The organism is Actinocorallia lasiicapitis (assembly GCF_054778695.1).
Window position 1 is genome coordinate 1 of record NZ_BAAGZI010000338.1, and the last position, 6,554, is coordinate 6,554.

The window sequence follows — 6,554 nt, forward strand, 5'->3', positions numbered from 1 at the left end:
ACCGGCGCACCGGGCACCGCGCCCTCCTGCGCTCCGGTCCACGGCACCTTCCGGCCTTGCGCGTCGAAGGTCCAGGCTCCCGCCGTCTCCCCGCCGCCCCCCACTCCCGGCGCAGCCTCACCGCTGGTGGGGGTGGGCAGAGGGCCGCCTGGGGGCGCCCAAGGGGAGGTGGACGGGGCGATGGAGTGGGGGGCGGAGGGGTCGGGGAGGTGGGGCCACGCGGCCAGGTCGTCCGGGGGGAGGAAGAGCGGCTCGGGGGTGGGTTCGGGTTCCGGCGGCGTAGCGGCGTGCGACTCCATGGAGATGACCCTACGCACAGCGACCGCACATAGTGATCAGGGCTTGCCGATTCCCCCATCTCCGACGTTGCCCGGACGGCGTGTCAGCCGTTCGATGGCGGCGATGGCGGCCAGGACGATGCCGACGTCGTCCAGATAGATGGGGTCGGGCAGCAGATCGACGGGGCTGAGCGCGTAGATCCAGGCGCCGTAGTAGGCGAGTTTCGCGGTGTTGGGTGCGTCAGGAGTGTGGACGCGGCGGCGCAGGGAGTGGAGGCGGAACAGGACGCGTGCGGTGACGGCGATCATCAGGAGCACCGCCGCGCCGACCGCGATCCAGAGCCAGAGGGGGACGTCGTCGAACATCGGGTGTACCTCCTCGCTGCGGTGAGCGTACCCGCGCCGGCCGACGGTCCGGCCGACGCTCAGTCGAGGAGCGCGCTGAGGGATTTGGGCGCGATGAGGCGGTAGGCGTCGTGGACGTGTTCGGTGACGGCCGTCCAGTCCGGCGCCGTGTCGAGATAGACGCCCAGCCAGCCGCGGTGCCCGACGTAGGGCGGCCGGAAGTAGGAGTCGGGGGAGGCCGCGACGCACGCCTCCTGCGCGCCGGGCGGGGCGGCGCACCAGAGGGCGAGCCGGTCGTCGTGGTGGTGGTCGGCGAACATCACGAACATCTTCTTGCCGCGGACGAACCAGCACGGTTCACCGTGGCTCAGCCGTTCGGTGACCTCCGGCAGGCCCAGGCAGAGGGTGCGGAGCGCTTCCAGCGGGTCCATGGACCAGTCCTATCAGAGTGAGATAAGACTCAGAGTGAGAAAAACACCTGGCGCCGAGGCCCGTCCGCGCGTTATCGTCGCGCTGACGATTTGGAGGTCATCATGCTGCACTCGCTGGTCGGGCCGCTCACCGAGCCCGCCTTCACCCTCGGCGGCACACCCACGACCTGGAGCGAGCTGATCGGCTTCGTGACGGGCGCCGTCTGCGTGTGGCTGGTCGCCCGCCAGCATCTGTGGAACTGGCCGATCGGCATCCTCAGCGTGCTGATGTACCTCCTCGTGCTGTCGGACTACGGCCTGTACGCCGACGCCGGACTCCAGATCGTCTACCTGGCCCTCAACGCCTACGGCTGGTGGGCATGGCTGCACGGCGGCGTGAACCGGACGCCCGAGGTCGTCCGCCGCACCACCCGCGCCGAGTGGGCGGGGCTCGCGGTCGGGCTGGTCGCCGGCACCGCCGCGATCCACACGATCCTCACCACCTGGACGGACTCCGCCGTCCCCTTCTGGGACGCCCTCACCACCTCCCTATCGCTGGCCGCCACCTACGGCCAGTGCCGGAAACTCGTCGAATCCTGGTGGCTCTGGATCCTCGCCGACCTCATCTACATCCCGCTCTTCGCCCACAAGCAGCTCTATCTGACCAGCGCCCTCTACCTCCTGTTCCTCGGCCTCTGCTTCGTCGGCCTCACCTCCTGGCGCGCCGACCTCCGCACCAGGACCCTGGTCGCCGCATGACCGCACACGACCCGGGCAAGCACGGCCTGATCATCGGGAAGTTCTATCCGCCGCACGCAGGCCACCACCACCTGATCGACACCGCGGCGGCGGACTGCACCGTGGTGACGGTCATCGTGGCGGCGGCGAGCGTGGAGAGCGTCCCCCTCGCCAACCGGGTGGCGTGGCTGCGTGAGGCGCACCCCCAATCCCATGTGCATTTCGTGGCCGTCATGGACGATGTTCACGTCGACTACGGCGACCCTGACGTCTGGTCGGCGCATGTCGAGATCTTCAAGCACGGGCTGCGTCTGCTCTGGGGCGAGGAGCCCCGGATCGACGCCGTCTACAGTTCCGAGCCTTACGGGGTCGAACTGGCGCGACGGTTCGGCGCACGACCCGTCACGGTCGATCTGGACCGGGCGGCGTTCCCGGTGAGCGGCACCGCGGTGCGGGCCGATCCGGTGGCCGCCTGGCCGTTCCTCAGCGGACCGGTGAAGGCCGCGCTGACCAGACGCGTCGTCGTCGTGGGCGCCGAATCCTCCGGCACCACGACGCTCGCCCGCGATCTGGCCGCCGCCTACTCCGCCCGCGGCGGGGTGTGGACGGACACCCGCTGGGTGCCGGAGTACGGCCGCACCTACTGCGAGGAGAAGCTGGCCCGCGAACGCCTGACCCACCCCGAGGCGTGGCTGGACGACCTCTCCTGGACGTCCGGCGAGTTCTCCCTGATCATGGACCGTCAGCTCGCCTGGGAGAACGCCGCCGCCCGGGTTTCTTCCCCGCTCCTCATCTGCGACACCGACTCTTTCGCCACCACCCTCTGGCACGAGCGCTACTTGGGCCTCACCCTCCCGGAACATCCCGCGGCCCACCACGACCTCTGGATCCTCACCGAGGTCGACGGCGTCCCGTTCGAGCAGGACGGCTGGCGCGACGGCGAGTCGATCCGCGAGGCGATGCACGACCGTTTCGCCGCCGAACTGGCGGGCCGCCCGCATCTGACGGTCCGGGGCGATCGCCGGGCCCGGCTGGCGCAGGCCGTCGCCGCCACGGACGCGCTCCTCGCGAAAGGCTGGTCCTTCGCGCCGCCCCTCGGCTGAGCCGCACCGGGCCCGCCGTCACCCCAGCAGCCGCTTGGCGATGATCATTTTCTGGATGTCGGCGGTGCCCTCGCCGATGAGGAGCATGGGCGCTTCGCGGTAGAGGCGTTCGATCTCGGCGTCCTTGGAGTAGCCGAAGCCGCCGTGGACGCGCAGGGAGTCCTCGACGACCTCCTTGCAATACTCGCCGGCGAGGAGTTTCGCCATGCCCGCCTCGAGGTCGTTGCGGCCGTGGGCCTTGCGGCGCGCGGCCATCAGCACCATCTGGTGGGCGGCCTCGACCTTGGTGGCCATCTCCGCGATCCGGAACCGGACGGCCTGGTGCTCCGCGATCGGCACCCCGAACGTCCGCCGCTGCTTGGCGTAGTCGACGGCGAGTTCGAGCGCGCGCTGGGCGACCCCGCAGGCGCGCGCGGCGACGTTCACCCGGCCGACCTCGACGCCGTCCATCATCTGGAAGAAGCCGCGCCCCTCGACCCCGCCGAGGAGCTGCTCGGCGCCCATGCGGTACCCGTCGAAGACCAGCTCGGTGGTCTCGACCCCCTTGTACCCCATCTTCTCGATCTTGCCGGGGATGCTCAGGCCCGGCGCGACCTCGCCGAATCCGGGCTCCTTCTCGACGAGGAAGGTCGACATGCCGCGGTGGCCGCCGTCGGGCGACGTCCTGACCAGGGTCGCGACCAGCCCGGCCCGCGCCCCGTTGGTCAGCCAGTACTTCTGGCCGGTGATCGCGTAGCCGTCGCCGTCCCGGACGGCCCTGGTCGTGATCGCGGCGACGTCCGATCCGCAGCCCGGCTCCGACATCGAGAACGCCCCGCGCAGCTCCCCCGACGCCAGCCGCGGCAGATACCGCTCGCGCTGCTCGGCCGTCCCGTGCTGCATGATCATCCACGCGACGATGAAGTGCGTGTTGAGGATCCCGCTGATCGACATCCAGCCGCGCGCCAGCTCCTCGACGGCCAGCGCGTACGTCAGCAGCGACTCGCCCGCACCGCCGTACTCCTCGGGGATCATCAGCCCGAACAGGCCGAGCTCGCGCATCCCCGCGACGATCCGCTCGGGATACTCGTCGGCGTGCTCCAGCGCGGTGGCGACGGGCAGCACCTCTTTCTCCACGAACGCCCGCACCGCCGCGATCATCGCCTCTTGGACGTCGGTAAGCCCCTCGGTGTACATGGCACCGGACTCTAGTCAGTGGACGCTTACTCAGAAAGAGGGGGCGTGAAGGTCTTGGTGCGCACCAGACCGGCGGCGCGGCCCTTGGCCGAGACGACCAGCGCCATCTTCCGGGACGCCTCGTCGATCATCTCGTCGCCGAGGGTGGCCGCGCCGCGCTTCTCGACCCGGGTGGCGTGGTCGTAGGCGTCCAGGATCAGCTCGGCGTGGTCGTAGTCGTCCTGCGACGGCGAGAACACCGCGTTACCCGCCTCGATCTGCGACGGGTGCAGCACCCACTTGCCGTCGAAACCCAGCGCCGCGCTGCGCCGCGCCACCCGGGTGAAGGCGTCGACGTCGCGGATGTTGAAGTACGGGCCGTCGATGGCCTGCAGGTCGTGGGCGCGCGCGGCCATCAGGATCCGCATCAGGATGTAGTGGTAGGCGTCGCCCTCGTCGTAGCCGGGCGGCTGCTCGCCGACGACCAGGGTCTTCATGTTGATCGACGCCATGAAGTCGCCGGGACCGAACACCAGGGTCTCCAGCCGGGGCGAGGACGCCGCGATCCGGTCGACGTTGATCAGCCCGCGGGCGTCCTCGATCTGCGCCTCGATGCCGATCGCGCCCGGTTCGAGGCCGGTGGAGCGCTCGATCTGGGTGAGGAGCTTGTCGAGCCAGGAAATGTCAGAGGGGTCGTTTACCTTCGGGAGCATGACGCAGTCGAGATTCGCGCCCGCCCCTTCGACCACTTCGATGACGTCCTTGTACGTCCAGGGGGTGTCGAGCGCGTTGACGCGCACCACGCGCACCTTGCCGGTCCAGTCGCCCTCGTTGAGCGCCACGATCACGTTCTTACGGGCGTCGGCCTTCGCGTCGACGGCCACGGCGTCCTCGAGATCCAGGAAGATCTCGTCGCTGGGCAGGCCCTGCGCCTTCTCGATGAAGCGGGCACTGCTGCCGGGCACGGCCAGGGTCGTACGACGCGAACGCTGCATGGGCCGACCCTACCGAGATCACGGAGCCCGGCCCAGGGCGAGGTTCCCTAGCGCGGCGATCACCCGCCATGATGTGGGCTATGACAGAGGCGCTCGTCGACGAGGCGATGAAGAAGTCCAGCCTGGTCTGGCTGGAGCTCGACAGGGCCCGTCCCGCCTGGCATCTGTGGCACGGCGGGAACGCGTACGTCCTGACGGGCGGGGCGCAGGAACAGCCGCTGCCCGGGCTCCCGGAGGCCGGGCAGGTCACCGTGGTCGTGCGGAGCAAGGACAAGGGCTCGCAGCTCGTGCGCTGGGTGGCCGCGGTCTCCGAGATCAGGCCCGGCTCCCCCGAATGGGAGGAGATCGCGCCGCTGATGTTCAAGGAGCGGCTGAACGCGCGGCCCGAGCCGGGCGAGGAGCACGAGGCGGGCAAAGCCCACGATCCGGTGCCCCGGTGGTCGCGCGACGCGTGGCTGCTCAAGCTCGCGCCGACCGGCGAGTACCCTGCGCTTCCTGGCGATTACTTCGCGATGCGGCCGGTCGAGACCCCGGCGGCCAACACCACCCGCAAGCCCTTCATGGTGGGCGGAAAGCGGCGGAAAGTCGACCAGTAGCCTGCATCGTTAGCACGTCAAAGGCATATAAAGCGACGGGTAACCTTCCTGGCCTCCCCCCATGGAAGGAAGCTCATGGACCTGCCCTTCGAGGGCACCTTCGACAGCGACGCCGCGTCCGACGCCCTCTGGGAGCTGGCCGGCGCCGATGACGTCGCCGCCGCGATGGCCGAACGGCTCGAGGAGTTCCTCGAGGACAACGAGGAGTACGTCGACGGGCAGGCCGCCGAGTCCGCGCTGGCCGTCGCCGCTCTGGTCGCCACGCGCCTTTCGGGGCTGGCGCCCGACGCCGACGAAGAGGCCCATCACTGGCTCGCCCGCCATCTGTTCGAGGTCTCCGACGATCTGCGCGAGCTGGCCGCCAGCGGGTTCGCGCTCGCGCTGCGGTACGAGGAGTCGGACTGGTCGGCCCGGATCTCGCCACCCCAATGGCATCGACTTGTCGACCATCTGGCGCCCTACGGTCGTACTCTGTTCGGGCTGCCTCAGCTCGTCCCCGACCCTTTTGAGCCTGACTTGTCCGAAGGTGACTGGTTCCTTGTCGACTTGACCGGGCCGCACGGCCCCGTCCCCGACGAAGCGTCCTACAGCACTGCCGTCGCCGCCCTGGCCGACGCGATCAACACGTCGCTCTCCTGGATGGAGTGGTGGCTCCCGGCCGGCCTCCAGTCCTTGGTCGTCCATGCCCGCCTGGACGAGCGCCCCCTGCTCCGCAACGGCGCCGCCGTCCCCACGGACCTGTGGACGGGCCTCACCCGCGGCCGCACCACCGTCCGCCTCGAGCAGCCGCTCCGCCTCCACCCCACCCTGAACGAGCACCACCTCCTCACCGACCTCCACACCGGCCTCACCCGCGTAGCCGAACGCCTGGGCCTCGACACCCCACCCCCTCTCCCCCCCACCGACCTCCCCCTGGACCTCACCACCCGCCCCC

8 protein-coding genes and 1 pseudogene are annotated in these 6,554 nt (G+C 70.0%); 4 read left to right on the top strand and 5 right to left on the bottom strand.

Features of this window, described 5'->3' with window-relative positions; translation table 11 throughout:
* The 3 genes and pseudogenes from ACYVE7_RS26755 to ACYVE7_RS26765 form a co-directional block, all read right to left on the bottom strand.
* Positions 1 to 299, bottom strand: a pseudogene (locus ACYVE7_RS26755) (hypothetical protein); the annotation flags it as partial.
* A gap of 36 nt (positions 300 to 335) precedes the next feature.
* Positions 336 to 644: a YkvA family protein gene (locus ACYVE7_RS26760; RefSeq protein ID WP_460368335.1), complete on the bottom strand. Its 309-nt coding sequence runs from the start codon at positions 642 to 644 to the stop codon at positions 336 to 338.
* Between the two features lie 59 nt (positions 645 to 703).
* The gene (locus tag ACYVE7_RS26765; protein ID WP_460368337.1) at positions 704 to 1,054 is read right to left on the bottom strand and encodes an MmcQ/YjbR family DNA-binding protein; all 351 of its coding nucleotides are present in this window, start codon (positions 1,052 to 1,054) and stop codon (positions 704 to 706) included.
* A gap of 102 nt (positions 1,055 to 1,156) precedes the next feature.
* On the opposite strand from ACYVE7_RS26765, the gene pnuC reads away from it, so the two are divergent.
* Positions 1,157 to 1,792, top strand: coding sequence for a nicotinamide riboside transporter PnuC (gene pnuC / locus ACYVE7_RS26770; protein WP_460368339.1), 636 nt, complete (start codon positions 1,157 to 1,159; stop codon positions 1,790 to 1,792).
* The gene (locus tag ACYVE7_RS26775) at positions 1,789 to 2,874 is read left to right on the top strand and encodes an AAA family ATPase (protein ID WP_460368341.1); all 1,086 of its coding nucleotides are present in this window, start codon (positions 1,789 to 1,791) and stop codon (positions 2,872 to 2,874) included. Before pnuC ends, ACYVE7_RS26775 begins: the two co-directional genes overlap by 4 nt.
* Before the next feature lie 18 nt (positions 2,875 to 2,892).
* On the opposite strand, the gene ACYVE7_RS26780 is transcribed toward ACYVE7_RS26775, so the two are convergent.
* Both ACYVE7_RS26780 and ACYVE7_RS26785 read right to left on the bottom strand, forming a co-directional pair.
* Positions 2,893 to 4,050 carry an acyl-CoA dehydrogenase family protein gene (locus tag ACYVE7_RS26780; protein ID WP_460368343.1) on the bottom strand — a complete coding sequence of 386 codons (1,158 nt, stop codon included), beginning with the start codon at positions 4,048 to 4,050 and terminating at the stop codon, positions 2,893 to 2,895.
* Positions 4,051 to 4,076: 26 nt separating this feature from the next.
* A complete protein-coding gene (locus tag ACYVE7_RS26785; protein ID WP_460368345.1) occupies positions 4,077 to 5,024 on the bottom strand; it encodes an HpcH/HpaI aldolase/citrate lyase family protein in 948 nt (315 codons plus the stop codon).
* 80 nt (positions 5,025 to 5,104) lie between these two features.
* Here ACYVE7_RS26785 and ACYVE7_RS26790 point away from each other — a divergent pair, with 80 nt between their 5' ends.
* Positions 5,105 to 5,620: a hypothetical protein gene (locus ACYVE7_RS26790; protein ID WP_460368347.1), complete on the top strand. Its 516-nt coding sequence runs from the start codon at positions 5,105 to 5,107 to the stop codon at positions 5,618 to 5,620.
* Between the two features lie 75 nt (positions 5,621 to 5,695).
* Positions 5,696 to 6,554 (top strand): DUF4259 domain-containing protein (locus ACYVE7_RS26795; RefSeq protein ID WP_460368348.1); only part of this gene is annotated, 859 nt, incomplete at its 3' end.

Coding starts and splice junctions, on each gene's coding strand:
- ACYVE7_RS26785 (WP_460368345.1), bottom strand. CDS start 5,024: ATGCAGCGTTCGCGTCGTACGACCCTGGCCGTGCCCGGCAGCAGTGCC.
- ACYVE7_RS26780 (WP_460368343.1), bottom strand. CDS start 4,050: ATGTACACCGAGGGGCTTACCGACGTCCAAGAGGCGATGATCGCGGCG.
- ACYVE7_RS26790 (WP_460368347.1), top strand. CDS start 5,105: ATGACAGAGGCGCTCGTCGACGAGGCGATGAAGAAGTCCAGCCTGGTC.
- ACYVE7_RS26775 (WP_460368341.1), top strand. CDS start 1,789: ATGACCGCACACGACCCGGGCAAGCACGGCCTGATCATCGGGAAGTTC.
- ACYVE7_RS26765 (WP_460368337.1), bottom strand. CDS start 1,054: ATGGACCCGCTGGAAGCGCTCCGCACCCTCTGCCTGGGCCTGCCGGAG.
- ACYVE7_RS26760 (WP_460368335.1), bottom strand. CDS start 644: ATGTTCGACGACGTCCCCCTCTGGCTCTGGATCGCGGTCGGCGCGGCG.
- pnuC (WP_460368339.1), top strand. CDS start 1,157: ATGCTGCACTCGCTGGTCGGGCCGCTCACCGAGCCCGCCTTCACCCTC.